Raw genomic sequence first — 26565 nt, forward strand, 5'->3', positions numbered from 1 at the left:
GCGACAAAACCTGACACACTTATTACTAATCGTTCTCATAAATATCTTTATTAACAACAAGCTCCGTCAGGAACCCTTCGCCATGTCGCGTCTCACCCCACGACCTTGTTTCACCCCCACTCACAACCTACTGGCCATGGCCATCTGCATGGCGACCCTCGCCCCTGCATTGGCCGACGAGCGCAGCGAGCCCCAGGACCAGGCCCCGCCAGTGACCCTGGAGCTGGGTGCCACCGAGATCAACTCCCAACAACTGGGCAGCATCACCGAGGGTTCGGGCTCCTACACCAGCGGCGCCATGTCCACCGCCACCAAGCTGCCGCTGAGCATGCGCGAGACCCCACAAGCAGTGACCGTGATCACCCGCCAGCGCATGGACGACCAGGCCATGACCAGCATCAACGACGTGGTCCAGGCCACGCCTGGGTTGTTCCTCGACTTCTCCAACGGCCCGGGCCGCCAGACGTACTCGGCCCGCGGCTTCGACATCGACAACCTCATGTATGACGGCATCCCGAGTGGCTACCAGGGTTGGATCGTCGGTGCCCAGCCGAACCTGGCGATGTTCGACCGGGTCGAGATCGTCCGTGGCGCCACCGGCCTGGTCACCGGTGCCGGCAACCCGTCGGCGGCGGTCAACCTGGTGCGCAAGCGCCCATTGGCCGAACAGAAGGTCACCCTGACCGGCGCAGCCGGCAGTTGGGACAACTACCGTGGCGAGATCGACGCCTCCAGCCCGCTCAACGACAGCGGCACCCTGCGTGGCCGGGTGGTGGCCTCGTACCAGGACGCCAACAGCTTCCGCGACGGGGTGGAGGAAGATCACGGCCTGTTCTACGCGATCACCGAGGCCGACCTGGGCGAGGACACCACCCTGACCCTCGGTTTCTCCCACCAGAAGGACAAGACCAATTTCTTCTGGGGCGCCATCCCCGTCGGCCTGGACGGGCATCACCTGGACCTGCCGCGCTCGTACAACCCAGGCACCGACTGGGAAAACAAGGACCAGGAGATCAACACGGTCTTCGCCGAAGTGCAGCAGCGCCTGGCCAACGACTGGAAGCTGCAGGTCAATGCCAACTACTCCGAGCAGGACGCCCTGTTCTCCGGCTCCTACCAGTCGCGCTGGTTCGGCCCACTGACCCGGACCGTCTACCAGGCCGGCCACCAGGAGAACCAGGCGGGCCTGGACGCCTTCGCCAGCGGCCCCTTCCAAGCGCTGGGCCGCACCCATGAACTGGTGGTGGGCGCCAGCAAGCGCATCTACGACATGACCACCCGCAACTACAGCCCTTATGACATGAACTGGCCGCTCAACGGCGCCAAGCCGAACTTCGTCCATACCGACAACCGCCGGGAAGTCACCAACCAGGAAGGCGTGTACCTGACCACCCGCCTGAGCCTGGCCGACCCGCTCAAGCTGATCCTCGGCGGGCGCCTGGACTGGTACGACTACGACGACCGCGAGAGCGACAACGACTACAAGGTCACCCGTAACGTCACCCGCTACGCCGGCCTGATCTACGACCTCGACGATCACCACTCGGTCTACGTGAGCTACAGCGACATCTTCACCCCGCAGAGCTCCAAGGGCATCTCCGGCAGCCCGGTCAAGCCGATCGAGGGCAAGAACTACGAGATCGGCATCAAGGGCGAGTACTTCGACGGTGCGCTGAACGCGAGCCTGGCCCTGTTCCGGGTCGACCAGGAAAACCGTGCCGTGCAGATCTTCGTGCCCAACTGCCCGCAAGCGTCCTGCTACGAAGCCTCGGGCAAGGTGCGCAGCCAGGGTATCGACATGGAGCTGCAAGGTGCGCTCACCGAAAACTGGCAGGTCGGCGCCGGCTACACCTACGCCCGCGTCCACACCATCAAGGATGACGCCAACCCCCAGACCGAGAACCAGCGCTTCGACACCGACACCCCGGAACACCTGTTCAAGCTGTCGAGCACCTACCGCTTCCAAGGCCCGCTGGAGAAACTGCGCGTCGGTGGCAACGTCTACTGGCAGAGCCGCATGTACAACGACATCGCCCTGGGCGATGGCGGTAGCTACCGACTGGAGCAAGGCGGCTACGCCATCACCGACCTGATGGCCGGCTACCAGGTCAACCAGCACCTGGACCTGCAGCTCAACGCCAACAACATTTTCGACCGCAAGTACTACTCCTCCATCTCCAACTCCGTGGACTATGGCGGCGACACCTACGGCAACCCACGCAACCTGATGTTGACGGCCAAGTACAGTTTCTAAGGTCGCCCACGCTATGCGAGCGCGCGCAAGGACGCGCCCCTTCGTGGTGCTCGGGAAATTGGCGCTCCAAACGATTGCCATCTAGCCTGTAGCCCCATAAGCAGCACCTATAACGAGAACGTGCAGTACACACCGTGATTCGGCTGGCGGGTGGCGTTTGCAGGCGACTGGTTCGGCCAGCCCCGTGTACGCCCCTGGCTGACGCACATCCGTCGCTTTCGCACTCCAGGAGGAAGTGCTTGCATGGCCACGAATGTCCCAGCCAAAGATCAGTACCGCGCCCTTGTCCTGTCTACCCTGGCCTTCACCCTGTGCTTCGCCGTCTGGACGCTGTTTTCCATCCTGGGCCTGCAGATCAAGGATGAATTCACCCTCAGCGACACCCAGCTCGGCCTGCTGATGGCCACGCCGGTGCTGACCGGCTCGATCTCGCGGATCTTCCTCGGCCTGTGGACCGACCGCTACGGCGGCCGTTGGGTCTTCGGCCTGCTCATGCTCGCGTCGGCGCTGTGCGTCTACCTGCTGACCTTCGCCACCAGCTTCGCCTTGCTGTTGCTGGCGGCCCTGGGCGTAGGCCTGGCCGGCGGCGCCTTCATCGTCGGCACCGCCTACACCGCCACCTGGTTCGAACCCGAGCGCCAGGGCACCGCCTTGGGGATCTTCGGCGCTGGCAACGTCGGCGCCGGCCTGACCAACTTCGCCGCCCCCTTCCTGCTGCTGGCCCTGGGCTGGCGCGGGGCGGCGCTGGTGTACGCCAGCGTACTGGCGATCATGGGCGTGCTGTTCATCCTGCTGGCCAAGAGCGATCCGCAGAGCGCTTCACGCCGGGCCCATCCGCTGCCCCTGGCCGAGCAACTGGCGCCGCTGGCCGAGCTGCGCGTCTGGCGTTTCTCGCTGTACTACTTCTTCGTCTTCGGGGCCTTCGTCGCCCTGGCCCTGTGGCTGCCGCACTACCTGATGGAGGTCTACGGCCTGAGCCTGGCCGCCGCCGGCATGGTCGCCGCGCTGTACACGGTGCCGGCCTCGCTGTTCCGCATCCTCGGCGGCTGGCTGTCGGACCGCCATGGCGCGCGCAAGGTCATGTACTGGACCCTGGGCATGTCGACGCTGTGCACCTTCCTGCTCAGCTACCCGCCGACGCGCTACAGCATCACCGGCGTGCAGGGCCAGATCGACTTCGCCATGCACCTGGGCCTGGCTGGTTTTGCCGTGATCATCATCGTGCTGGGCTTCTTCATGTCGCTGGGCAAGGCGGCGGTGTTCAAGCACATCCCCACCTACTACCCCGGGCACGTCGGCGTGGTCGGCGGCCTGGTGGGCATGATGGGCGGCCTGGGCGGTTTCCTGCTGCCATTGACCTTCGGCATGCTCAACGACGTGATCGGCATCTGGCAGAGCTGCTTCATGCTGCTGTTCGTGATCGCCGCTGCCGCCCTGGCCTGGATGCACTACGCGATCCGCATGGCCGAACGGGTGGAATGGGCCGAACGCAGCGAAAGCCGCGACCTGCCGGAGCTGTCCACGCCCAGCGGCTTCGTGCTGCGCGAATGGCACCCGGAGGACCCGACCTTCTGGGCCGATACCGGCAAACGCATCGCCACGCGCAACCTGTGGATCTCCATCCCCAACCTGCTGCTGGGCTTCGCCATCTGGATGGTCTGGTCGGTGGTGGTGGCCAAGCTGCCGCTGGCCGGCTTCGACTACAGCGCCAACCAGCTGTTCTGGCTCGCCGCCCTGCCCGGCTTGTCCGGCGCCACCCTGCGCATCTTCTACAGCTTCATGGTGCCGATTTTCGGCGGGCGACGCTGGACGGCGCTGTCCACCGCCTCGCTGCTGCTGCCAGCACTGTGGATCGGCTTCGCGGTACAGAACCCGCAGACACCCTACCTGGTGATGCTCATCCTGGCCTTGCTGTGTGGCCTGGGCGGTGGCAACTTTTCCTCGAGCATGGCCAACATCTCGTTCTTCTTCCCCCGCCAGGCCAAGGGTGGTGCCATGGGCCTGAACGCAGGGCTGGGCAACCTGGGCGTGAGCGTCATGCAGTTCCTGGTGCCGCTGGCGATCACCGCCGCGGTGTTCGGCAGCCTGGGCGGCGAGCCGCAGGTCACTGCGCAAGGCACGCCCTTGTGGTTGCAGAACGCCGGCTTCATCTGGGTGCCGTTCATCATCGCCGCGGCCCTGGCCGCCTGGTTCGGCATGAACGACATCGCCAGCGCCAAGTCGTCGTTCAGGGACCAGATGGCGATCTTCAAGCGCAAGCACACCTGGCTGATGAGCGTGCTCTACACCGGCACCTTCGGCAGCTTCATCGGCTTCTCGGCCGGCTTCCCGCTGCTGGCCGGGCACCTGTTCCCGGCGGTGGACGTGCTCAAGTTCGCCTTTCTAGGCCCGCTGATCGGCGCCCTGTCACGCGCCTTCTCCGGCGGGCTGGCCGACCGCTTCGGCGGCGCGCGCATCAGCCTGTGGGTCTACGTGGCGATGGCCGCGTGCGTGGCCGGCGTGCTGTTCTTCATCGCCGGCAAGGACCAGCCGGGAGCCTTCTGGGGCTTTCTGGCGATGTTCCTGCTGCTGTTCTTCTTCTCTGGCGTGGGCAATGCCAGCACCACGCAGATGATCCCGGCGATCTTCCGCATCCAGACGCCCCGCCTGTTCCCCGACCTGCCCACCGCCGAGCAGGCCCTGCTCGGCGAGAAGGAGTCCGCCGCCGCGGTGGGCTTCATCTCGGCGGTGGCGGCCTACGGCGGTTTCTTCATTCCCAAGTCGTTCGGCAGCTCGTTCGACCTCAGTGGCGGGCCGGAATGGGCGCTCTACGGTTTCATCCTGTTCTACCTGCTGTGCATCGTCCTGACCTGGTTCTACTACACCCGTCGCAACGCCGAGGTTCGCTGCTAGCCGATCCCATCGCCAAGGAGGAAGACCATGAGTTTCTTCATCGACCGCCTGCGCTACCTGGTCAAGCGGCCGCCGCAGTTCGCCGCAGGCCACGGCGAGATCCGCGACGAGAGCCGCGCCTGGGAGGACGGCTATCGCCAGCGCTGGCAGTTCGACAAGATCGCCCGCTCCACCCACGGGGTGAACTGCACCGGCTCCTGCAGCTGGAAGGTGTACGTGAAGAACGGCCTGGTCACCTGGGAGACCCAGCAGACCGACTATCCGCGCACCCGCCCGGACCTGCCCAACCACGAACCCCGCGGCTGCCCGCGCGGCGCCAGCTATTCCTGGTACCTGTACAGCGCCAACCGGCTCAAGTACCCCATGGTGCGCAAGGCGCTGATCCAGCTCTGGCGCGAAGCGCTGGCCGCCCAGCCCGACCCGGTGCTGGCCTGGGCCAGCATCGTCGAAGACCCCGACAAGGCCCGGCGCTACAAGTCGATCCGTGGCCGTGGCGGCTTCGTGCGCAGCGACTGGGACGAGCTGCAGACGCTGATCGCCGCCGCCAACGTCCATACCGTCAAGCGATACGGCCCCGACCGGGTCGCCGGCTTCTCGCCGATCCCGGCCATGTCGATGGTCAGCTATGCCGCCGGCACCCGCTACCTGTCGCTGATCGGCGGGGTGTGCCTGTCGTTCTACGACTGGTACTGCGACCTGCCGCCGGCCTCGCCGCAGGTGTGGGGCGAGCAGACCGACGTGCCGGAGTCGGCCGACTGGTACAACGCCGGCTACCTCATCGCCTGGGGCTCCAACGTCCCGCAGACCCGCACCCCCGACGCACACTTCTTCACCGAGGTGCGCTACAAGGGCACCAAGACCGTGGCCATCACCCCCGACTACGCCGAGATCGCCAAGCTCTGCGACGAGTGGATGAGCGCCAAGCAAGGCACCGATGCCGCCCTGGCGATCGCCATGGGCCATGTGATCTTCAAGGAATTCCACCTGGAGAAACCCAGTGCCTATTTCACCGACTACATCCGCCGCTACACCGACATGCCGATCCTGGTCGAACTGGAGCCGCGCGAGGACGGCAGCCTGGTGCCGGGCAAACAACTGCGCGCCAGCGACTTCGCCGGCAACCTGGAACAGGCCAACAACCCCGAGTGGAAGACCCTGGCCTGGGACGAGGCCCATGAGCGCCTGGTGGTGCCGCGCGGCTCCATCGGTTTTCGCTGGGGCGAGAGCGGGCGCTGGAACCTGGAGACGGTCGAGGCCCAAGGCAGCGAGGTGAAGCTGTGCCTGTCGCTGCTCGGCCGCCACGACGAGGTGGCGCGGGTGGCCTTCCCCTACTTCGGCGGTATCGAGCGCCAGCACTTCGCCCATGTCCCGCTGCACGAGGTGATCCACCACCATGTGCCGGCCAAGCGCCTGCGCCTGGCCGATGGCCGCGAGGTACTGGCCGTCACGGTGTTCGACCTGACCGCCGCCAACTACGGCATCGACCGCGGCCTGGTCGCCACGGTCGGCGGCAGCGGCGAGGACGACGGCGCCACCGCGTACGACCAGCTCAAGCCCTATACCCCGGCCTGGCAGGAAGCGATCACCGGCGTGCCGGCGGCGCAGATGATCCGCATCGCACGCGAGTTCGCCGAAAACGCCGACAAGACCCATGGCCGCTCGATGATCATCGTCGGTGCCGGGATGAACCACTGGTACCACATGGACATGAACTACCGTGGGCTGATCAACATGCTCATCCTCTGCGGTTGCGTGGGCAAGAGCGGCGGCGGTTGGTCGCACTACGTCGGCCAGGAGAAGCTGCGCCCGCAGACCGGCTGGACACCGCTGGCCTTCGCCCTGGACTGGCACCGTCCGCCTCGGCACATGAACAGCACCTCGTTCTTCTACAACCACTCCAGCCAGTGGCGCTACGAAAAGCTGCAGGTCAGCGAGCTGCTTTCGCCCCTGGCCCGCCCGCAGGACTTCAGCGGCAGCCTGGTGGACTTCAACGTGCGCGCCGAGCGCATGGGCTGGCTGCCTTCGGCGCCGCAACTGGCGACCAACCCGCTGCGCCTGGCCGCCGCGGCGAAGGCCAACGGGCAGAGCACGGTCGACTACACCGTCGCCCAGCTCAAGAGCGGCCAGCTGCGCTTTGCCAGCGAAGACCCGGACAACCCGCAGAACCACCCGCGCAACCTGTTCGTCTGGCGCTCCAACCTGCTCGGCTCCTCGGGCAAGGGCCACGAGTACATGCTCAAGTACCTGCTCGGTACCCGCAACGGCGTGCTCGGCAAGGACCTGGGCGAGGCCGGCGGGCAGAAGCCCGAAGAGGTGCTGTGGAGCGACACCCCCATCGAGGGCAAGCTCGACCTGGTGGTGACCCTGGACTTTCGCATGTCCACCACCTGCCTGTACTCGGATGTGGTGCTGCCCACCGCCACCTGGTACGAAAAGGACGACCTCAACACCTCCGACATGCACCCGTTCATCCACCCGCTCACCGCCGCCACCGACCCTGCCTGGGAAGCGCGCAGCGACTGGCAGATCTACGACGGCATCGCCCAGGCCTTCGCCCGCGTGTGCGTCGGCCACCTGGGCGAGGAGACCGACCTGGTCACCCTGCCCCTGCAGCACGACAGCCCCGGCGAGCTGGCCCAGCCCGAGGTGCGCGACTGGAAGAAAGGCGAATGCGAGCCGATCCCCGGCAAGACCATGCCATCGCTGATCGAGGTCCACCGTAACTACCCCGAGACCTATGAGCGCTTCAGCTCGATCGGCCCGCTGCTGGACGACATCGGCAACGGCGGCAAGGGCATCGCCTGGCAGACGCGCGAGGAAGTCGAGCTGCTCGGCCAGCTCAACTACCGCAAGCAGACCGGCGCCGCGGCCGGCCGGCCCTGCCTGGCCTCGGCGCTGGACGCCGCCGAGATGATCCTCACCCTGGCGCCGGAGACCAACGGCCAGGTGGCGGTCAAGGCCTGGGAAGCGCTGTCGAAGGTCACCGGTCGCGACCACAGCCACCTGGCCAGGCGCAAGGAGGAAGAGAAGATCCGCTTCCGCGACCTGGTGGCGCAACCGCGCAAGATCATCTCCAGCCCCACCTGGTCGGGCCTGGAGGACGAACACGTGAGCTACAACGCCTGCTACACCAACGTCCACGAACTGATCCCCTGGCGCACCCTCACCGGCCGCCAGCAGTTCTACCAGGATCACCCGTGGATGCGCGCCTTCGGCGAGAGCCTGATGGTCTATCGCCCACCGATCGACACCAAGGCCGCCGCCAGCGTGGCCGCGCCGCGCAGCAACGGCAACCCGGAAATCGCCCTGAACTGGCTCACCCCGCACCAGAAGTGGGGCATCCACTCCACCTACAGCGACAACCTGTTGATGCAGACCCTGTCCCGGGGCGGGCCGATCGTCTGGATCAGCGAGGATGACGCGCGCGCCATCGGCGTCGCCGACAACGACTGGATCGAGCTGTACAACGCCAACGGCGCCATCGCCGCCCGTGCCGTGGTCAGCCAGCGGGTACGCCCGGGCATGGCGATGATGTACCACGCCCAGGAACGCATCCTCAACATGCCCGGCTCCGAACTCACCGGCACCCGCGGTGGCATCCACAACTCGGTGACCCGGGTATGCCCCAAGCCGACCCACATGATCGGTGGCTACGCCCAGCTGTCCTACGGTTTCAACTACTACGGCACGGTGGGTTCGAACCGCGACGAGTTCGTCATCGCCCGCAAGATGCGCAACATCGACTGGCTCGACGACGAAGGCAACGACTACCAGCAGGAGGCCGTGAAATGAAGATCCGTTCCCAGGTCGGCATGGTCCTGAACCTCGACAAGTGCATCGGTTGCCACACCTGCTCGGTGACCTGCAAGAACGTCTGGACCAGCCGCGAAGGCATCGAGTACGCCTGGTACAACAACGTCGAGACCAAGCCCGGCATCGGCTACCCCAAGGAGTGGGAGAACCAGAAGAAGTGGAACGGCGGCTGGGTGCGCAACGCCGACGGCTCGATCAACCCACGCATCGGCGGCAAGTGGCGGGTGCTGGCGAACATCTTCGCCAACCCCGACCTGCCGGAGATCGACGACTACTACGAGCCATTCACCTTCGACTACCAGCACCTGCACAGCGCCAAGGAGGGCGATCACCAACCCACCGCGCGGCCGCGCTCGCTGATTTCCGGCCAGCGCATGAAGAAGATCGAATGGGGCCCGAACTGGGAGGAACTGCTGGGCAGCGAGTTCGCCAAGCGGCGCAAGGACGTGAACTTCGACCAGGTCCAGGCCGACATCTACGGCCAGTTCGAAAACACCTTCATGATGTACCTGCCGCGCCTGTGCGAGCACTGCCTGAACCCAGCCTGCGTGGCCGCCTGCCCCAGCGGGGCGATCTACAAGCGCGAGGAGGACGGCATCGTCCTGATCGACCAGGACAAGTGCCGTGGCTGGCGCATGTGCGTCAGCGGCTGTCCGTACAAGAAGATCTACTACAACTGGAAGAGCGGCAAGTCCGAGAAGTGCATCTTCTGCTACCCACGCATCGAGACCGGCCAGCCCACCGTCTGCTCCGAGACCTGCGTGGGGCGCATCCGCTACCTTGGGGTATTGCTGTACGACGCCGACCGCATCGAGGAAGTGGCCGCCTCGCCCGATGACCGCGACCTGTACCATCGCCAGTGCGAGATCTTCCTCGACCCGCACGACCCCGAGGTGATCGCCCAGGCACGTCGCGACGGCGTGCCCGACAGCGTGATCGCCGCCGCCCAGGCCTCGCCGGTGTACAAGCTGGCCATCGACTGGCGCCTGGCCCTGCCGCTGCACCCGGAATACCGCACCCTGCCGATGGTCTGGTACGTGCCGCCGCTGTCGCCGATCCAGTCCGCCGCCGAGGCCGGCCATGTGGCATTCGACGGCATCCTGCCGAAGATCGAGTCGCTGCGTATTCCCGTGCGCTACCTGGCCAACATGCTCACCGCCGGCGAGGAAGCGCCGGTGGTGCTGGCGCTCAAGCGGCTGATGGCCATGCGGGTGTACATGCGCGCCCGGCATGTGGACGGCCGCGACGACGATGCCGTGCTCGCCGAAGTCGGCCTGACCCAGGCCCAGTGCGAGGACATGTACCGCTACCTGGCGATCGCCAACTACGAGGACCGCTTCGTCATCCCCACCGGCCACCGCGAACAGATCCCCGACGTGTTCGCCGAACGCAGCGGTTGCGGCTTCTCCTTCGGCGACGGCTGCAACGGTGGGCGCAACGAGGTGAGCCTGTTCGGCGGGCGCAAGCAGACCACCACGCTGGTCAAGCCGGTGCAGACGTTCGACCCGGTGGAGGACAGCCGCCATGGGTGACTATCACGCCAGCCAGGCGCCACAGGTGGGCCTGCTCAGCCTGCGCGTGCTGGCACGGCTGCTCGACTACCCCAGCCGCGAACTGCAGGCCGCCAGTACCGAGGCGATCGCCATCCTCGATGCCGAGCAGCGCCTGCCCGCACCGCTGCGCGCCCAGCTGGCGCAGTGGTGCCAGGCACTGGCCCAGGGCGACTTGCTGGACCTGGAGGAAGCCTACGTCGAGCTGTTCGACCGTGGTCGCGCCACCTCGCTGCTGCTGTTCGAGCACGTGCACGGCGAGTCCCGCGATCGAGGCCAGGCCATGGTCGACCTGCTGGCCGAGTACGAGGCCGCAGGGTTCACCCTCGACGCCCGGGAGCTGCCAGACCACCTGCCGTTGTTCCTCGAGTACCTCTCCACCCGGCCCCACGACGAAATCGGCCAGTGGCTGGGCGAGATCCAACCGATCCTCGCCATGCTCGGCGCACGCCTGGAAGAGCGCGGCAGCCGCTACGCCCTGGTGCCTCGCGCCCTGCTCGCGTTGATCGGCGCCAGCGACAGCATCGATGCCCAACGCCCGGCTGCCAGCGTCGAGCCACCGGACAACACGCCCCAGGCGCTGGACGCGGTGTGGGAAGAAGAAGCGGTGCGCTTCGAGGCCCAGTCCGACCAGGACTGCAGCCTGCAGTCCGCCACAGGCCGGCGCCTGGCCGAGCGCAAGCACGAGGCGATCCCCCAGGTCATCCAGGTCATGCCGTCCGCCGCCGCGGACCGGCGCTGAAAAGGAGGTGCATCATGCATGAGGGCTACCTGCTCCACCTGATCTACGGCTTCTACCCCTACCTGGCCGGTACCGTGTTCTTGCTCGGCAGCCTGCTGCGCTACGACCATGGCCAGTACACGTGGAAGACCGGTTCCAGCCAGATGCTTTCGAGCAAGCACATGCGCCTGGCCAGCAACCTGTTCCACATCGGCATCCTGGCGATCTTCTTCGGCCACCTGGTCGGCCTGCTGACGCCGCACTGGGTCTACGCGCCCTTCCTCTCCGCCGGGCACAAGCAACTGATGGCCATCGTCTTCGGCGGCATCGCCGGGGTGCTGTGCGTCATCGGCGGCGCCATGCTGCTCTGGCGTCGGTTGTTCAACCCGCGGGTACGCGCCTCCTCCAGCCTGATGGACAACCTGATCATCGCCCTGCTCCTGCTGCAGGCGATCCTGGGCCTGGTGACCATCGTCTTCTCCCTGCACCACCTGGATGGCGGCATGATGGTGGCGTTGGCCAACTGGGCCCAGGCGATCGTCTTCCTGCGCGGCGACGCGGCAAGCTTCCTGGTCGGCACGCCGCTGATCTTCAAGCTGCACATCTTCCTCGGCCTGACCATCATCCTGCTATTCCCCTTCACCCGCCTGGTGCACGTGTGGAGCATTCCGCTGGGCTATTTCGGGCGCAGCTACCAGATCGTCCGCCGACGCGGCTGAGGAGCAACAAGCATGGAGATGATCGCCGTCGAGAACCTGCCGGACAGCCCGACGCCGGTGATCCGGGTGGGCGACACACGGCTCAGCGAGGCCGATATCGCCCGGGAAACCCCCTTCCACCCCGCGCCATCGCTGGCCGAGGCGCAGCGCTGCGCGGCACGGGCTCTGGTGGTGCGCGAGCTGCTGGCCCAGCGCGCGGCCATGCTTGGCCTGGCGCCGGGCGACGAGGCCGTGGCCAGCTTGCTGGAGCGTGAGCTGCAGGTGCCGCAGGCCGACGAGGACGCTTGCCGGCGCTACTTCGACAGCCACCGCGAGCGCTTCTGCGCACCGGCGCGGCTGCGGGTGCGGCACATCCTGTTGCCCGCGGCGCCGGAGGATGCACGGGCGCGCGATGGGCAGTACCGGCTCGCCGAACGGTTGCTGGGGGAGCTGGTGCAACATCCCGAGCGCTTCACGGAACTGGCGCTGCGGCATTCCGCCTGCCCGTCCAGGGACCAGGGTGGCGAGCTTGGCTGGCTGACCGCCGGGCAGACCGTCGCCGAGCTGGACCAGGCGCTGCTGCGCCTGCCGCCGGGCCTGCACGACCGGCCGCTGGCCTCGCGCTATGGCTGGCACCTGGTGTGCATCGACGAGCGTGTCGAGCGCCGCCCCCTGCCCTATGCCCAGGTCGCCGAGCGGGTGCGCCACAGCCTGCGCGAAGCGTCCACCCGGCATGCCCTGCGCCAGTACCTCCTGGCACTGGAGAGTGAGTTCGGGGTCGAGGGGTTCAGCCTGGAGGAGGACGGTGGGTAGCTGTCCATTCGGCCCCAGGATTACCAGGCAGCGCTTATCGACCGGCCAGCCGCCGTCTCAGCGCTCGGCCCCATGCTGGATGACGATCGAATCGGTCCCCAGGCGCCCCATGACATCGGCCTTGCGGGCCTCGGCCTCGGCCTTGGTGGGGAACGGCCCCATCAGCACCACCGGCTTGCCGTCGCGGTACTCCACCGAGGACGGGATCCCCTTCTCGATCAGGCGCGCCGTCATGTCGCTCAGGGCCCCCATGTTCGGGCCCTGGATCACTTCCACATCCCAGCCTTGGGGCGCCGGCTGGTCGGCCAGGGCATCGGCGCGACGCTGCAGGTCGGCGCCACCGCAGATTTCACGGATGCGCAGGTTGTTGCCGGTTTCATCGACGAGCACCTCGTACTGGCCATCGTGCTTGATCGCCACGTAGCTGCGGTACGGCTCGTACTGGCCGGCATCGTCCTTGCCACGGACCTGGCCGCAGATGGAGCCCTGGGTGTCGATCCGCACGTTGGCGAACTTGGCCGTCTTGGGGTTGTGCAGGTGTTCGGCCACCTGCTTGTGCACGCCCTCGACCTCGTTCTCACAGCCGGCCAGGGCCAGCACTGCCATTACCACTGCCAGTTTGCGCACGCGTCTACCTCCTGATTCGAAGGGGCGGATTCTAGCATGATGCAAGCAGCAGATCGCTGGGACGTAGCCACCCGCCAGCGTTGCCGGGATCAGATCTCACAGCGGACCTCCCGCGAAGGCGGGTGGCCGAAGAAGGCGCTGTAGCATCGGCTGAAATGGCTGCTCGACACGAAACCGCAAGCGAGCGCGACATCCACCACCGACAGGCCGGAGTTCTGCAGCAGGCGACGGGCCTCGGCCGGTACCGGCCCGGGGCGCGCGCAGGCAGCCACATTCGCTACACCGCGTCTACTTGCAGCTTGAAGCTTGCTGCTCGCCGCTGAAAAAAACCGCCCCCCTAGTCCCGCAGAAAGCGCTCCTCGAACGGATAGTGGGTCAACAGCTCATACCCGTTCTCCGTCACCAGCAGCTGGTTCTCCAGTTTGATCCCGTCACGCCCCCCGACCTCCCCCACATAAGCCTCCACGCAAAGCGCCATGCCAGCCTGCAGCTCGCCTTCATAGCCATGGGACTGCAAATCCTCCGGGTAGCGGATGCTGGGGTATTCGTCGCACAGCCCCACCCCGTGGAACATCACGCCATAGCGCTGGGCGCGGCAGCTCTCGGGCAGGCGGTGGCCCTTGGCGGTCAGCTCGGTGAAGCGCACACCGGGCCTGACCAGCTCGATGTTGGTGGTGATGTGCTCATGGGCAATGCGGTACAGGCGCTTCTGCTCCGCGGTCGGCTCCCCGCCACCACAGATCCAGCTGCGCGACATGTCCACGCAGAAGCCGTAGACCCCGATCAAGTCGGTGTCGAATGACAACAGGTCGCCATCACTCAGGACCCTCGGGCCGGACTCCTGGTACCACGGGTTGGTGCGAGGACCGGAACTGAGGATGCGCGTCTCGATCCACTCGCCGCCACGGCGGATGTTGCCAGCGTGCAGTACCGCCCAGACGTCGTTCTCGGTCATTCCGGCACGCATGGCCTGGTGCATCTCGGCCACCGCCGCTTCGCAGGAGGCGACGGCGCAGCGCATGGCGAGGATCTCGTCCGGCCCCTTGACCATGCGGGCGAACTCGGTCACCTCCTGGCCGTTGTGCACCTCCACGCCCAGGGCATCGAGGGCGCGCAACCCGGCCACCTCGATGCGGTCGACCGCCAGGCGGCGGTTGTTGCCTGCATGGGTGCGTAACAGCTCATCCACCTGCGCGCAGAAATGGCGCGCATGCTCGTCGGTACGGTCACCGGACTCGAAGTAGAAGAACGACGCCCCGCTACGCAGCTCACTGATCAGCGGCAAGTGCGCAGACAGGTGGTCGCAACCGTGAAAGTCCCACAGCACCACATGGCCACTGGCGGCGACGAAACAGGCACGAGCCGGGTTGTGGGTGGTCCACAGCTGCATGTTGGTGGTGTCGGTGGCGTAGCGGATGTTCAGCGGGTCGAACAGCAAGATACCGCCCAGGTCACGGGCTACCAGCTGTTCGCAGATGCGCCGCAGGCGGTACTCGCGCATGCTCGGCAGGTGCGGCGCCTGCAGCCCGAGGCGCTGCCACTCGGCAAAGGCCAGGGGCGTCGGGCCGATCTCGACGCGGTCGTTGTCGTCGACCGAGCCGTCTGCCTTGAGCGCAGCGGCGCGTTGCCGGGAGGGGTCGATACGTCGGGCATGGCTGGGGATCGAGAATGGCGATGTCATCACGGCGTTCCTGTGTTGTTGTTCTTGAATACCGATCACGGCAGAGGGCCGGTGAAGGCCCCTGCCCCACCGGCCACCCCACCCAAATGCCTCTTGCGTGACTCAGGCGATCCGCGCCGAGGCCTCGCCCAGACGGCGGATCATCAGCTCGCAATACCAGTCGACGAACTGGCACACGCCATTTTCCACCAGGCCCGAATACGGCCCTGGCGCGTAGGCCGGCGAGGTCACGCCGACCTGGGTGCCCTCCACCAGGCGGCGGTCCTGGTCGTTGGTCGCCATCCACACCTTGGTCAGGCGCTCGAGGTCGTAGTCCACGCCTTCCTGGGCATCCTTGGGAACCAGCCACTTGGTGGTCACCACGGTCTCCCCCGGCCCCATCGGCAGCACACGGAAACTCAAGGCGTGGTCGCCAAGGAAGTGGTTCCAGGTCGAGGGGTAGTTGAAATAGAGCAAGGCACCGATATTGCCCACGCCGCTGCGGTCCAGGCGACGGGACACCGCTGGCTTGCCGTCCATGGTGTAGCTGCTGGCGCCATTGTTGAGCGGGATGCGGGTCATGCGGTACTGGCCGCCTGGGTCCATGACCAGCCGGCTGGCCAGGCCACCGGCCTCGCAGGTGTTCCAGTGGGTGGCCAGCTCCGGGTCTTCCTCGCCGCCGATCCCCTGCACCGAGACGTTCTCGACGAAGGAGTTGAGCAGCTCCGGGTGCGTGCCGTCGCAGTGGTAGCACTCGCGGTTGTTCTCGAAGACCAGCTTCCAGTTGCCCTGCTCGACCAGGTTGGACTCGAAGGCGACCTTGCAGTCTTCCAGGTAATGGGGGCCGATGAACGGCGAGACCGCGCTGCGGAACTTCTCGAAGTCCGGCGCCACCTTGGCTACGCAAACGTAGATGTAGCTGTGGACCACCTCGCAGTGGGCGGGCAGCAGGCCGTGGTCGGCGGTATTGAAGTCCGGGCCCATGTTACCGGCGAACAGCAAGCGACCATCCAGTTCGAAGGTCCACTTGTGATAAGGGCAGACCAGCTTGGCCACCTTGCCCTTGGCCTCGGTGCAGACCTTGGAGCCGCGATGACGGCAGGCATTGTGGAAGGCACGGACCTGGCCATCGCCACCGCGCACCACGGCTACCGGATAGTCGCCAATCTGCAACGTTATATATTGGCCGGGCTTTTCGATCTCGAACGTATGCCCGGCGAAGATCCATTCGCGGTGCCAGATCTGTTCGAGGTCCTGGCGATAGACTTCCGGGTCCCTGTACGCGATACCCGGCAGCCCATGCTGCGGCTTGCGTTGTTTTATCAGGTCCAATACATCGGTACTTTTGTACATTATTATGGATGCTCCCAAGTAAGTGCAGGAGGGCCGCGGCATGCCGTATGCGTCAGGGCTCATCAGCCCGATACAACCTGTACGATTAAGTCCTCAATGTTTCAATCGACTCGGATAGTCTGCCGATTGAAATAATCGAGCGGTCATCGCTGCTGCTTGACAAACAGTCTAGGGCGAGGTTCTCAGTCTCAAGAATCGACTTTTTATACGGTCTATTGATTACCTGATGTTATGGTCAAGCCACACCGAACCCGATCACACATTGATGAAGATGCCGTCCCTGCGCGCCGTCAAGGCCTTCGTCGCGGCGGCCCGCTACCAGAACTTCACCCGCGCGGCGCAAGCACTGTGCCCCACCCAGGCGCGGCCATCAGCAAGCAACGGGTGACGCCGTGCTGCTCGCCGGCCTTCGCCAACTTCTGGCTCAGCACCAGGTTGCCCGCCTTTTTCGACACCTATCCAGAAATAGACCTGAACCATCGCGTTCGAGTGGTCATCCCCCGAAGACCTGGATGGATAACCTCAGATCATCAGATGCTCCGTGTAAATGTCGCTGTATTCCACTCTTGCGCAACACTAACCTTCACCTTGATGCTGTGCAGCGCTTCGAGGTGAAGGTGGCCTGAATGTGGGAGGTCTGAATAAATGAATAATTCATTCGTCCATCCGGATATCAATCGCCCTGCAAAAGTTCTCTTTCAGCGGACGCCGTGAAAACATTCATGTTGCGTGAAGAACAACGTCATACCGACTGATTTTTCACTCACAAAAGAAGCGCGCCCCAAAAATATACAGCCAAAACAAGAAGAGGTTATTCCATATGTCCGCATTCCCGTTTTCCGGTATCAACCTGGCCATCACTACGCCCTTCGATACCCAAGGCAATATCGACTATGCCCGCTTCGAAACCCTGATCGAGGGTTATATCGCCGCTGGCGTGCATGGCTTCGTGCTCAGTTCCGGCACTGGCATGCACGTCTACCTGAGCAAGGAAGAATCCAAGGAGTTGGTCGCCTTCGGCGCCAAGGCCATCGCTGGCCGTGCCCGGGTGATCGCCCAGACCTCCGCGCTGCTGGTCGAGGACGTGCTGGAACGCACCCGGCATGCCGCCGATTGCGGGGCCGACGGGGTCATGGTGCTGCCGCCGTTCTTCGAAGGCCCGACCGACGACCAGGGCATCGTCGACTTCTACACCACGGTCTGCCAGGCGGGCCTGCCGGTCATCGGCTACAACGTGCCCCAGGCCGTAGGCGTGGAAGTGACTCCGGCATTGTTTGGCAAGCTCAGCGAAATCCCCAACTTCGTGTCGGTCAAGGACAGCAGCGGCGACCTCGCTGCCCAGGCCTCGCTGATCCGCACGGACCTGCCCACCATGAACGGCGCCGATCCGCTGGCGCCCTATGCCCTGTATGCTGGCGCCGCGGGCCTGATCTGGGGCGGCGCCAACATGGCGCCACGCACCTGCGTCGCCTTCGTCAATGCGGCCATGGAGCGCCAGTGGGAGCGTGCCCGCGAGATCTGGCGCGAACTGGAGCCGGTCATGTCGTTGATCTGGCAAGGCGACTACGTGCAGTCGGTCTACGCAGGCGCGCAACTGAGTGGCTATGGCGCCGGCAACCCACGCCGCCCGCTGGCTCGTCTGTCGGCGGAAAAGCTCGAGGTGCTCAAGGCCGCCCTGGACCCGCTGGCCTCGCGCGAAGCCGGCCTGGCCTGACACCTCGACATGTACGTGGCCAAGAAGTTTCCCAAGCACGCCAGCCTGTCCGGCTGGGTGGGCCTACTGCCACCGCGCACGCCCAGGCCGTCCCTCGACAGCGCCGTCACGGCCGACGTCGCCATCAATGACGCCCGGGCGTGCTCAGAAGCACAACCTGAGCATGTCCGCCAAGCGTCGGTCATCCGCGCTGCGTGACCGGCAGCAGGCCTTCAGCGCTTGCTGCAGGCAGCGCACGAAACAGCGCGCGGCCGGGTCCAGCACCTGGTCGCGCAGCTGAATCACGCTGATATCCCCCTCCTCCAACGGCTCGTCCAGCGCCAGGGCGCGTGCCTTGTCGCGCAGTGGCTCGCACAGCAGCATCGGCGCGGGCGAATAGCCGAGCATGCCGGCATCGATGATCAGGCTGCTGAGCATGGCGCTGGACTGGGCGCAGACGATGCGCCCCGGCTCGAGGTCCAGGCCATGGCGGCCGAACAACTGCTGCATCAGCGAGTGCTGGCCTGTCTGGGTGAAGTTCATGACCCAGTCGTGCTCCAGCAACTGGCCGAGCGAGCGCGCCTCCTGCAACGGGTGGCCGATGCGTGCCAGCACCTGCATGGGGTAGTGCGCCAACACCTGGTGGCTGAACTCCTGGGCCGGCAGCCCCCCGGCCGGGCCCAGGGCGAACTGCATCTGGCCGCTGCGCAACAGCGACAGGCTGACCGCCTGCAGGCCTTCGTAGAGCTCCAGTTGCACCGCCGGCATCGCCTGGCGAAAGGCTTGCAGTGCCGCGCCCAGCAGGGTCTGCCCGAACCAGGGCGTGATCCCCACGCACAAGCGGCTCGGCGTTTCCCCCCGCAGACTGGCCAGGTCGCGCTGGGCCTTTTCCAACTGGCTGGCGATCTGCCGGGCATGCGGCAGCAGGGTCAGGCCCGCCGTGGTCAGGCGCGCGCCGCCGGCATGCCGGGCCAGTAACGCCAGCCCCTGCTCTTGCTCCAATTCACGCAAGGCACGGGTGATCGCCGCCTGGGACAACGCCAGGGCCCGGGCGGCGGAACGGATGCCACCGTGGTCGGCCACGGCGATCAGGGCCTGTAGCTGGTGCAGCTTCACGAAGAGTCTCCTGCCTGAACACCAAGGGTCGTCATGACAACATTTTTGCGGCTTATGCCCGGCCGGCGGGGGCGCTAGGTTAAAGCACGAGGCCAGGGCCGCCAACGGGCCCTGCAGTGTCGCCTCGCTGACCAGGAAAGAACAATATGCATAACACCTGCATCGCCCCCGGCATCGCCGCCATCACCCCGGCCATGGTCGAGCTGCGCCGGGCCATCCACCGCCAGCCCGAACTGGGCTTCGAAGAGTTCGCCACCCGTGCGCGGGTGATCGACCACCTGCAGCAGTGGGGCTACGAGGTCCACCAGGGCCTGGCCGGCACCGCCGTGGTCGGCACCCTGCGCAATGGCGCAGGCCTCACGCTGGGCCTGCGCGCCGAGCTCGATGCCCTGCCGATCGACGAACAGAGCGGCCGACCCTGGGCCAGCACGGTACCGGGCAAGATGCACGCCTGCGGCCATGACGGGCACACCGCCATGCTCCTGGCGGCAGCTTGCGAACTGGCCCGCGAGCGCCACTGGCGCGGCACCCTGCACCTGTTCTTCCAGCCCGCCGAGGAAGGCCACGGCGGCTCCGGCGCCAAGCGCATGCTCGACGAAGGCGTGTTCGAACGCTTCCCCTGCGACGCCCTGTTCGCCCTGCACAACTCCCCCGGCATGCCGGTCGGCCAGTTCGGCGTGCTCGCCGGGCCGCGCATGGCCTCTACCGACAGCGTGACCATCGTCATCCACGGCCAGGGCGGCCACGGCGCGATGCCCGACAAGACAGTCGACCCGGTGGTGGTCGGCGCTTCGCTGGTCCTGGCGTTGCAGACCATCGTGTCGCGCAACGTGCCGCCGAGCGAGACCGCGATCATCACCGTGGGCGCCTTGCTCGCCGGCGATGCCGCCAACGTCATTCCCGACCGGGCCGAACTGCGCCTGAGCGTGCGCACGCTCGACCCCGAGGTCCGCCACCTGCTGCGCCAGCGGATCGCCACCCTCGCCGAGCTGCACGCCCAGGGCTATGGCGCCACGGCCGACGTGAGCTTCGGCGAAGGCTACCCGGTGCTGGTCAACGACCCAGAGGCCAGCCAACTGGCCGAACAGGTGATACGCGACTGGCTCGGCGACGAGGGCCTGGCGCCACGGCAGCAGCCGATCTGCGCCAGCGACGACTTCGCCTTCTGGCTGGAGCAGGTCCCCGGTTGCTACCTGCTGATCGGCAATGGCCACGGCAGCGGCACCTGCGAGGTCCACAACCCTGGCTACGACTTCAACGACCTGGCACTGCCCCTGGGCGCCACCTTCTGGGTGCGGCTGGCGCAACGTTTCCTGGCCTGACGGCCATCGCAAGAGAGCACAGACGATGACAACAAAAACAACAGACTTCGCCATCGACACCCACAGCCGGCCACCCAGCAAGCGCCGGGCGATCGCCGCGATCTGCGTGGGCAATGCCCTGGAGTTCTACGATTTTCTGGTCTACAGCCTGCTGGCCACGCTCATGGCACGGCTGTTCTTTCCCTTCAGCGACCATCCGTTGATTCCGCTGATGCTGTCGCTGGCGGTGTTCGGCACCGGCTTCGTCATGCGCCCCCTGGGCGGCTTGGTAATCGGCCTGTACGCCGACCGTGCCGGGCGCAAGGCGGCCATGCGCCTGACCCTGTGGCTGATGGCGATCGGCTCGCTGCTGTTCACCGTCGCGCCCACCTATGCCCAGGCCGGCCTGCTCGGCCCAGCGGTGGTGATCGTCGCGCGGCTCTTGCAGGGCTTCGCAGTGGGCGGGCAGATCGGCACCTCGACCACCATGCTCATGGAGTATGCCGACAAGCATTCGCGCGGCTACTACTGCAGCTGGCAGACCTTCAGCCAGAGCCTGGGCATCTGCCTGGGCGGGCTGATGGTCACCCTATTGAGCACCCTGCTCAGCCCCGAGGCCATGGACAGCTGGGGCTGGCGCCTGATCTTCGCCCTGGGCATCCTGGCCATCCCGGTCAGCGAGTACATCCGCCATCGCCTGGAAGAAACCCAGGCCCACCGCCAGATCGTGCGCAGCGGCGCGGCGGTGTCCCAGGGCAGGCAACTGGCCGTGCTGCTGCAGCACCCACGGCAGATGCTGGCGGGCGTGCTGCTGGTGATCGGCGCCACCGTGCCGATCTACACCATCCAGTTCTACCTGGCCAACCATGCCATCGGCGTACTCGGCATGCCCCTGGCCAGCGGCACCTGGGCGGCGATCGTCGCCTGCCTGCCGCCCCTGCTGCTCTCGGCCCATGCCGGTCGACTGAGCGACCGCATCGGCCGGCGCAAGGCGATCTTCTGGCCCTTGCCGATCCTGCTGCTGGCGATCTACCCGGCCTTCCTGCTGCTCAACCAGCACCCCAACCTGGGCGTGCTGCTCGGCGTGGTGACCCTGCTGAGCATCCCGCTGACCTACACCATCGTGCCCAACCTGGCGATCCTGCCGGAGCTGTTTCCCACCCACATCCGTGCCAGCGGCATGTCTTTGGCCTATTGCATCGGCGTGGCCCTGTTCGGCGGTTTCGCCCAGTTCTTCGCCGCTGGCCTGGTCAGCCTCACCGGCAACAGCAATGCACCGGCGTTCTACATCATCGCGGCGATCCTGCTGTCGCTGGTGGGCCTGAAGCTGGTGCCGGAAACCGCTGGCAAGGACCTCGACTGACCCCTCGGCTCACGGACGAGCCCTCCCCTTCACTGCCCTGGGCCTCCCGCCTACGGCACCCGGATGCGCCGAAAACAAGAACAACAGGTGAAACCTCATGCTCCATCGCCCTGCCACGCTGCTCTGCAGTGCCCTGCTGGCCTCCGATGTGCTGGCCGCTCCCCACGGCCTTGTCGAAGACAGCCAACTGGAGTTGCGCAACCGCAACTTCTACTTCAACCGCGACCTGCGCAACGGCGCCAGCAACGGCCAGGGCGACAATGCCGCCCGGCCTGCGGGCGAACGCAAGGGTTACCGCGAGGAATGGGCCCATGGCCTGATGCTTGGCCTCGACTCCGGGTTCACCCAGGGCACCCTGGGCCTGGGGCTCGATGCCCATGCCCACCTCGGCCTCAAGCTCGACAGCGGCGCGGGGCGCACCGGCACCCTGCTGCTGCCGGTGCGCCATGACCGCCAGCGCGACGCCGAAGTGGCGGACGACTACAGCCATGCCGGTGCCGCGCTCAAGGCGCGCTGGCGCGGCAACGAACTGAAATGGGGCGAAATGCGCACCTCGACGCCGGTGTTCACCACCGCCGACAGCCGCCTGCTACCCGAACTGGCCACCGGCCTGTACCTGCGCAACGACACCCTGCCCGGCCTGCTGGTCGAGGCAGGCCACTTCACCGCCTACCACGGCTTCGCCTCCAGCAATGACGACGATAGCCTGCGCACCCGCTATTCCGACGTGGCGGTACGCAGCCTGGATTTTCTCGGGGCCAGCTATTCGTTCAGCGATACCCTGCGCGCGAAACTGTTCCATGCCCGCGCCGAGGACAACTGGCTGCAGTACTACCTGAACCTCAACCAGGACCTGCCGTTCACGCCGTCCAGCGGCCTGAACCTCGATCTGCAGCTGTACCGCAGCGACGCCACCGGGCGGGAACTGTCCGGCCCCGTCGCCAACACCAGCTGGAGCCTGGCCGGAGCCTGGCGCCACGGTCCGCACCGCATCACCCTGGCCTACCAGCAGATCGACGGCGATACACCGTTCGACTATGTCGGTGGCCTGTCCATCGACCTGGCCAACTCGGTGCAGCTATCGGACTTCAACGCCCCCGGCATGAAATCCCGCCAGGCACGCTACGACCTCAACCTGGCCGGCTATGGCGTCCCTGGCCTGAGCTTCATGACCCGCTACGTCACCGGCTCCGGCGCCAGCGACCGGCACTGGCGCCCCGGCCAGCGCTATGCGGGCGGGGCATTGTCCACCTATGGCCAGTATGACGGCGCGAAATGGCACGAACTGGACATGGAGGTGCGCTACGTGGTGCAGGCAGGACCGGCCCGCGACCTCTCCCTGCGCACCCGCGTGGCCAGCTACCGTGGCAACCGACAGGCCCAGGCCGACCTGCCGGACATCAATGAAGTGCGGCTGATCGTCGAATATCCGCTGAGCCTGTAGAACGGGCGGTGCCAACTCTTTGGAGAAAAACGAAAACACCCAGGATATGCACTACGCTAAAGCAGCGCGGATACTTGCGCAGCGCAGGTGTCGGCCAGTTCTCAGACGACGTCAATACCGGAGATTTTCATGGGCGGTTACTACGAATTGAAACGCAGCGGCGATCAGTACATGTTCAACCTGAAAGCCGGGAACAACGAAATCATTCTCACCAGCGAACGCTATACCACCAAAGCCAGCGCACAGGACGGCATCGCTTCGGTCCGCCAGAATTCGTCGAACGATGCCAGGTATCAACGCAAGACGGCAGCCGACGGTTCGCCCTATTTCACCTTGACCGCGGCAAACGGCCAGGTCATCGGGCGCAGTGAAATGTACTCCAGCACGTCGGCCCGGGATAACGGCATCGCCTCCGTCAAAACCAACGGGGCCACGACCACGGTGAAGGACAACACCTGACCGCTCCGCCGGGCAGCCCTACAGCGCTGCCCGGCAATCGGCACTGTTGCTGCAGAAAACATCATTGCCTCCAGGCAGGCGCAAGCACGACACCCTTGCGGTGAGCATCGAGGAGCACAGGTTCACAGAAGCGCCACAGTTGCTCGAGAACGGAGCTCACCAGGCCGGCGAGTTGCAGGGGGCCAATGACACTGTCCTCGGGCACGGAGCGTTCGAGGACAAGATGCAACATCTGCCGCCGCATTTCGGTGGGCGGATGGGTGGTAGACAGCGGTATGTCGGCCTCGCCCGTCCTGATGACACTGACTGCCCGCTCGACGATTTCGATGCAACCGAAGAAAAACTCAGCGCCCCAGAAACTCAATGAAAGATCGAACCCTCTTTTCCCCATGACGGCGAGCATGAATTCGAGCCCACGGACATCCGCCTCGAACTCTTCGTTCCAGTTCGTGGTTATTTCGTCGATATCTTCACCGGCGATGACGGCCCGCTTCGTCTCATCGACATTCAAGTGCCCGCTGACCAGATGCCCGTACTCATGCCCCAGGACGAACAACTCGAGGGCATCGCGCAATGCGCTGGCAATCCCATCGTAATTGGGCTCTGGCAAGTAAGACGTGGCCAGGTGCGGGTGCCCGCCCACGATGTACGCCAGCAGCACCTCCAGGAACTTCTCGGGAAGTTCCGGCCTGGCTGCCAGTTCCTGTTGCCAGTCTGCCGGGTCGACAGAAAACATCAGGCGCCCCTCGCTGTCGCCTTTGAACGGGAATGTTCTGGAAACCGCCTTGGCCGCGAGGTTGGCGAAACCAAAGAGCCCGTCTTCGATGAGGATGATGACGTGGTCGAGCCCGGGTGCCTTGAGCGCCATGCCATTGACTCGCCCTGTGGGGAGCGTTCCGAACAGGGGCGCAGGATCCAGCTTCATGTTCTGCCCGCTCAGCACCTCCTCTATTTCCTTGGTCATCCTGACCAAGAGCGAATACCACGCGGGGTCCTGATAGGTGCTGATCGCGGTGTCGGGGCCACCGCGCAGTTCTTGCAGCGCCATTTCCCGGAACACCTCGAACGGCGTTCCTCGATGGCGAACCTGGGACTCGTAGTACCTGCGGATGAATGCTTCCTGGAATTCGAGGTAGTCGGCTGTCGCCCAGTCTGGCTCGATGCCCAGGTGTTCATACGTATGCCGCTGGAGTTGTTCGAGATAAGCAAGTGCCTCTTGCGTGTCGGTCGTCATGTCTGCACCTGCGATCGAATGGCATTCATTTCTTCCTTATCGTGAACTCCAGCCCCGTGCTGCCCTTGAGCGAGCCCTTTGCCAGGGAGACGACTGAAACTTCGCCTGACGCATCGAAGGCCAGGCTGAATGAAATCTCGGTAACCACATGCGTTGCGCTTTCGTCCGTGACCTCGGACAGCAGTTCGAAAATACCCTGCAGCGTCCCGTCGATGCTTTTCTTGAGCACGTCACTGCCAAGTTCCACGACCCGCTGACCCAGCGCATCGAACCCGGGCACAGGTAAGGCGCTCTTCGTTCTGGGCGGCTCTTCATTAACCAATAATCGAATTTTCCTGGCCATGCGAATCACTCTTGTTGGGTGAGAACTGCTCTGGCATTCCTGGCGAACGATGCTCGGTTCAGTGTAGCTGTCTCGATGGGCTTGTGTGCTGTGAGGGCCTAGGGCCGCTGCGCGCCCCAGTATGGGCGACACATCCAACTGTGCAGACAGCACCGCACTACGTAGTACTACGTAGTCTTCCCGCGTATTACTGCGAATTTTCTCCCAAGCCCAGTGCGCGGACAGTGTGCAGCGCCCTACCCGGGCCCAAACAACAACAAAGACCGCCGCAGGTAACCCACCCGTGGCAGGAGAAAACTCGATGACCAATCTGGCTACCCGAATTGCCTGGTTCGCCGTTGCCCTGCTTGGCGCATTCGCGCTCGGCACCCTGGCCTTGCGCAGGGGCGAAGCCATCAATGCCTTGTGGATCGTAACCGCCGCCGTGGCCATCTACCTGGTCGCCTACCGCTACTACAGCCTGTTCATCGCCACCAAGGTGATGCAGCTCGACCCTACACGTGCAACCCCCGCCGTACTCAACAACGATGGCCTGGACTACGTCCCGACCAACAAGCACATCCTCTTCGGCCACCACTTCGCCGCCATCGCCGGCGCCGGCCCCCTGGTCGGCCCGGTGCTCGCCGCGCAGATGGGCTACCTGCCTGGCACGCTCTGGCTGATCGCCGGCGTGGTGCTGGCTGGTGCCGTGCAGGACTTCATGGTCCTGTTCCTGTCCACCCGCCGCAACGGCCGTTCGCTGGGCGACATGGTCCGCGAGGAAATGGGCCGGATTCCGGGCACCATCGCAACGAGGCGGCGTTCCTCTACCAGCTGTTCGTCCGTGCCTACGGCACCAATAACTTCCCCGACTGCTCGAACATGTGCCACGAGGCCAGTGGCGTGGGCATGAACAGCACCCTCGGGGTCGGCAAGGGCACCGTGGTGTTCCATGACCTGGAACTGGCTGACGCGATCTTCGTGATCGGCCAGAACCCCGGCACCAATCATCCACGCATGCTCGAACCGCTGCGCGAGGCGGTCAAGCGAGGTGCCCAGGTGGTGTGCTTCAACCCACTCAAGGAGCGCGGCCTGGAGCGCTTCCAGCACCCGCAGCACCCGTTCGAGATGCTCAGCAACGGCGCCGAGCCGACCAACACCGCCTACTTCCGTCCGGCCCTGGGCGGCGACATGGCGGTGATGCGCGGTATCGCCAAGTACCTCCTGCAGTGGGAGCGCGAGGCCCAGGCCA

General features: G+C 65.5%; 18 protein-coding genes and 4 pseudogenes. 15 read left to right on the forward strand and 7 right to left on the reverse strand.

What is annotated here, in order from left to right; translation table 11 throughout:
• The first annotated feature begins 82 nt into the window (after positions 1 to 82).
• The 7 genes from ABFA30_RS16185 (at position 83) to ABFA30_RS16215 (ending at position 12741) form a co-directional block, all read left to right on the forward strand.
• Complete coding sequence (locus ABFA30_RS16185; protein ID WP_253080053.1) at positions 83 to 2254, forward strand: TonB-dependent siderophore receptor; 2172 nt, start codon at positions 83 to 85, stop codon at positions 2252 to 2254.
• A 243-nt stretch (positions 2255 to 2497) separates the two neighbouring features.
• Complete coding sequence (locus ABFA30_RS16190; RefSeq protein WP_225790794.1) at positions 2498 to 5146, forward strand: nitrate/nitrite transporter; 2649 nt, start codon at positions 2498 to 2500, stop codon at positions 5144 to 5146.
• 27 nt (positions 5147 to 5173) lie between these two features.
• Positions 5174 to 8938, forward strand: a complete 3765-nt coding sequence (locus ABFA30_RS16195; protein WP_253080051.1) for a nitrate reductase subunit alpha — start codon at positions 5174 to 5176, stop codon at positions 8936 to 8938.
• On the forward strand, positions 8935 to 10491 hold the full coding sequence (gene narH / locus ABFA30_RS16200) for a nitrate reductase subunit beta (RefSeq protein WP_253080050.1): 1557 nt from the start codon (positions 8935 to 8937) through the stop codon (positions 10489 to 10491). Before ABFA30_RS16195 ends, narH begins: the two co-directional genes overlap by 4 nt.
• A complete protein-coding gene (gene narJ / locus ABFA30_RS16205; RefSeq protein ID WP_410045673.1) occupies positions 10484 to 11251 on the forward strand; it encodes a nitrate reductase molybdenum cofactor assembly chaperone in 768 nt (255 codons plus the stop codon). The genes narH and narJ overlap by 8 nt, the downstream gene beginning before the upstream one ends.
• 14 nt (positions 11252 to 11265) lie before the next feature.
• Positions 11266 to 11949: a respiratory nitrate reductase subunit gamma gene (gene narI / locus ABFA30_RS16210; protein ID WP_225790790.1), complete on the forward strand. Its 684-nt coding sequence runs from the start codon at positions 11266 to 11268 to the stop codon at positions 11947 to 11949.
• 12 nt (positions 11950 to 11961) lie between these two features.
• Positions 11962 to 12741, forward strand: a complete 780-nt coding sequence (locus tag ABFA30_RS16215) for a peptidylprolyl isomerase (protein ID WP_253102311.1) — start codon at positions 11962 to 11964, stop codon at positions 12739 to 12741.
• Positions 12742 to 12798: 57 nt separating this feature from the next.
• On the opposite strand, the gene ABFA30_RS16220 is transcribed toward ABFA30_RS16215, so the two are convergent.
• The 4 genes and pseudogenes from ABFA30_RS16220 to ABFA30_RS16235 form a co-directional block, all read right to left on the reverse strand.
• Positions 12799 to 13368 carry an SPOR domain-containing protein gene (locus tag ABFA30_RS16220; protein WP_225790788.1) on the reverse strand — a complete coding sequence of 190 codons (570 nt, stop codon included), beginning with the start codon at positions 13366 to 13368 and terminating at the stop codon, positions 12799 to 12801.
• Between the two features lie 89 nt (positions 13369 to 13457).
• Positions 13458 to 13604 (reverse strand): annotated as a pseudogene (locus ABFA30_RS16225) (helix-turn-helix domain-containing protein); the annotation flags it as partial.
• Between the two features lie 101 nt (positions 13605 to 13705).
• On the reverse strand, positions 13706 to 15049 hold the full coding sequence (gene dddP / locus ABFA30_RS16230; protein WP_225790787.1) for a dimethylsulfonioproprionate lyase DddP: 1344 nt from the start codon (positions 15047 to 15049) through the stop codon (positions 13706 to 13708).
• A gap of 102 nt (positions 15050 to 15151) precedes the next feature.
• Positions 15152 to 16381 carry an aromatic ring-hydroxylating oxygenase subunit alpha gene (locus tag ABFA30_RS16235; RefSeq protein ID WP_225790786.1) on the reverse strand — a complete coding sequence of 410 codons (1230 nt, stop codon included), beginning with the start codon at positions 16379 to 16381 and terminating at the stop codon, positions 15152 to 15154.
• A gap of 226 nt (positions 16382 to 16607) precedes the next feature.
• Here ABFA30_RS16235 and ABFA30_RS16240 point away from each other — a divergent pair.
• Together ABFA30_RS16240 and ABFA30_RS16245 are read left to right on the forward strand one after the other, a co-directional pair.
• A pseudogene (locus ABFA30_RS16240) lies at positions 16608 to 16858 on the forward strand (LysR family transcriptional regulator); the annotation flags it as partial.
• Between the two features lie 343 nt (positions 16859 to 17201).
• Positions 17202 to 18095 carry a dihydrodipicolinate synthase family protein gene (locus tag ABFA30_RS16245; protein ID WP_410045674.1) on the forward strand — a complete coding sequence of 298 codons (894 nt, stop codon included), beginning with the start codon at positions 17202 to 17204 and terminating at the stop codon, positions 18093 to 18095.
• Between the two features lie 144 nt (positions 18096 to 18239).
• Here ABFA30_RS16245 and ABFA30_RS16250 read toward each other — a convergent pair whose 3' ends face one another.
• Complete coding sequence (locus ABFA30_RS16250) at positions 18240 to 19190, reverse strand: LysR family transcriptional regulator (protein ID WP_225790784.1); 951 nt, start codon at positions 19188 to 19190, stop codon at positions 18240 to 18242.
• A gap of 146 nt (positions 19191 to 19336) precedes the next feature.
• Here ABFA30_RS16250 and ABFA30_RS16255 point away from each other — a divergent pair, with 146 nt between their 5' ends.
• The 4 genes from ABFA30_RS16255 (at position 19337) to ABFA30_RS16270 (ending at position 23757) form a co-directional block, all read left to right on the forward strand.
• Positions 19337 to 20512, forward strand: a complete 1176-nt coding sequence (locus ABFA30_RS16255) for a M20 aminoacylase family protein (RefSeq protein ID WP_253102308.1) — start codon at positions 19337 to 19339, stop codon at positions 20510 to 20512.
• Positions 20513 to 20537: 25 nt separating this feature from the next.
• The gene (locus tag ABFA30_RS16260) at positions 20538 to 21854 is read left to right on the forward strand and encodes an MFS transporter (protein WP_225790782.1); all 1317 of its coding nucleotides are present in this window, start codon (positions 20538 to 20540) and stop codon (positions 21852 to 21854) included.
• A gap of 97 nt (positions 21855 to 21951) precedes the next feature.
• Entirely contained in the window at positions 21952 to 23298 is a 1347-nt protein-coding gene (locus ABFA30_RS16265; RefSeq protein WP_253102304.1) for an OprD family porin, read from the forward strand.
• A 129-nt stretch (positions 23299 to 23427) separates the two neighbouring features.
• Positions 23428 to 23757, forward strand: a complete 330-nt coding sequence (locus ABFA30_RS16270) for a YegP family protein (RefSeq protein WP_253102302.1) — start codon at positions 23428 to 23430, stop codon at positions 23755 to 23757.
• 61 nt (positions 23758 to 23818) lie between these two features.
• Here ABFA30_RS16270 and ABFA30_RS16275 read toward each other — a convergent pair whose 3' ends face one another.
• Complete coding sequence (locus ABFA30_RS16275) at positions 23819 to 24991, reverse strand: hypothetical protein (protein WP_253102300.1); 1173 nt, start codon at positions 24989 to 24991, stop codon at positions 23819 to 23821.
• 25 nt (positions 24992 to 25016) lie between these two features.
• A complete protein-coding gene (locus ABFA30_RS16280) occupies positions 25017 to 25334 on the reverse strand; it encodes a hypothetical protein (RefSeq protein WP_225790778.1) in 318 nt (105 codons plus the stop codon).
• A 301-nt stretch (positions 25335 to 25635) separates the two neighbouring features.
• Here ABFA30_RS16280 and ABFA30_RS16285 point away from each other — a divergent pair.
• Together ABFA30_RS16285 and ABFA30_RS16290 are read left to right on the forward strand one after the other, a co-directional pair.
• Positions 25636 to 26124 (forward strand): annotated as a pseudogene (locus ABFA30_RS16285) (carbon starvation CstA family protein); the annotation flags it as partial.
• Positions 26109 to 26565: pseudogene (locus tag ABFA30_RS16290) on the forward strand (CbbBc protein); the annotation flags it as partial. The pseudogenes ABFA30_RS16285 and ABFA30_RS16290, both read left to right, overlap by 16 nt.

It is taken from the genome of Pseudomonas sp. HLMP (assembly GCF_046365545.1).
Lineage (GTDB): Bacteria > Pseudomonadota > Gammaproteobacteria > Pseudomonadales > Pseudomonadaceae > Aquipseudomonas > Aquipseudomonas guariconensis_B.